The 1,138-nt window shown below is 76.6% G+C and carries 1 protein-coding gene; it reads right to left on the bottom strand.

The genetic code is table 11. The features are described 5' to 3' along the window. Positions 1-1,138 (bottom strand): acyltransferase domain-containing protein (locus tag B7767_RS40495; RefSeq protein ID WP_143652935.1); only part of this gene is annotated, 1,138 nt, incomplete at both ends.

Genomic DNA, 1,138 nt, shown 5'->3' with positions numbered 1-1,138 from the left:
CGGGTCGCCGGCGGTGAGGGTGCCGGTGGCGTTCAGGGTCCAGGGCACGTCGGTGCCGTCCGGGCCGGGGACGCGGGAGTAGACGGTGAGCGTGCGCCGGGCCGGGCCGGCGTCGGTGTCCTCGGGGGCGGAGACGGTGATCTGGAGGTCGACGCGGCCCCGTTCGGGGACGACCACCGGGGTGTGCTCGTCGAGGGCGGTGACGAGCGGGCAGCCGGTCTCGTCGCCGGCCCGTACCGTCCAGTCGAGCAGGGCGGTGCCGGGTACGACGGCGGTGCCGTGCACGCGGTGGTCGTCCAGCCAGGGCTGTGCGGTCAGCGACAGGCCGCCGCCGAGGACGGCGCCGCCGTCGGCGAGCCGCACGACCGTGTCGATCCCGGTGGGGTCGGCCTGGGCGCCGGTGGCCTCCAGCCAGTACCGCTCGCGCTGGAAGGCGTAGGTGGGCAGGTCCACGGGGTGACCGTGGGCGACGGTGGGCCGCCAGTCGACGGGTACGCCGGCGACGTGGGCGGCGGCCAGCGCGGTCAGCATGCGGTCGGCGCCGCCGTCGTCGCGGCGCAGGGAGCCGAGGGCGACCGCGTCGGCTCCGGCGGCGGTGACGGTGTCCTCGATGCCGACGGTGAGCACCGGGTGGGGGCTGCACTCGACGAACACGTCGTGCCCCTGGTCGAGGAGGGCGCGCAGGGACTCCTCCAGGCGGACGGTGCCGCGCAGGTTGCGGTGCCAGTAGGAGGCGTCCAGGGCGGTGCCGGGCAGCCAGTCGGCGGTGACGGTGGAGAAGAACGGGATGTCGCCCTCGCGGGGTTCGATGCCGTCCAGGGCGGCGGGCAGGGTCTCGGCGAGCCGGTCGACGTACGCGGAGTGGGAGGCGTAGTCGACGGGGATGCGGCGGGCCCGCACGCCCCGTTCGGCGCAGTCGGCGAGGAGGGTGTCGAGGCCCTCGGTGTCGCCGGAGACCACCACGGAGGAGGGGCCGTTGACGGCGGCGACCGAGACGCCGGGCAGGCCGGCGACGAGCGCGGCGACCTCGTCGTGCGGGGCGGTGACGGCCGCCATGCCGCCGTGGCCGGAGAGTTCGCGGGCGATGGCGAGGCTGCGCACGGCGACGGTCCGCGCGGCGTCCTCGAGGGACAGGGCG

Origin of the sequence: Streptomyces sp. 13-12-16, assembly GCF_002114215.1 — a bacterium.
Classification (GTDB): domain Bacteria; phylum Actinomycetota; class Actinomycetes; order Streptomycetales; family Streptomycetaceae; genus Streptomyces.
This window is presented reverse-complemented; position numbering and strand designations above follow the sequence as displayed.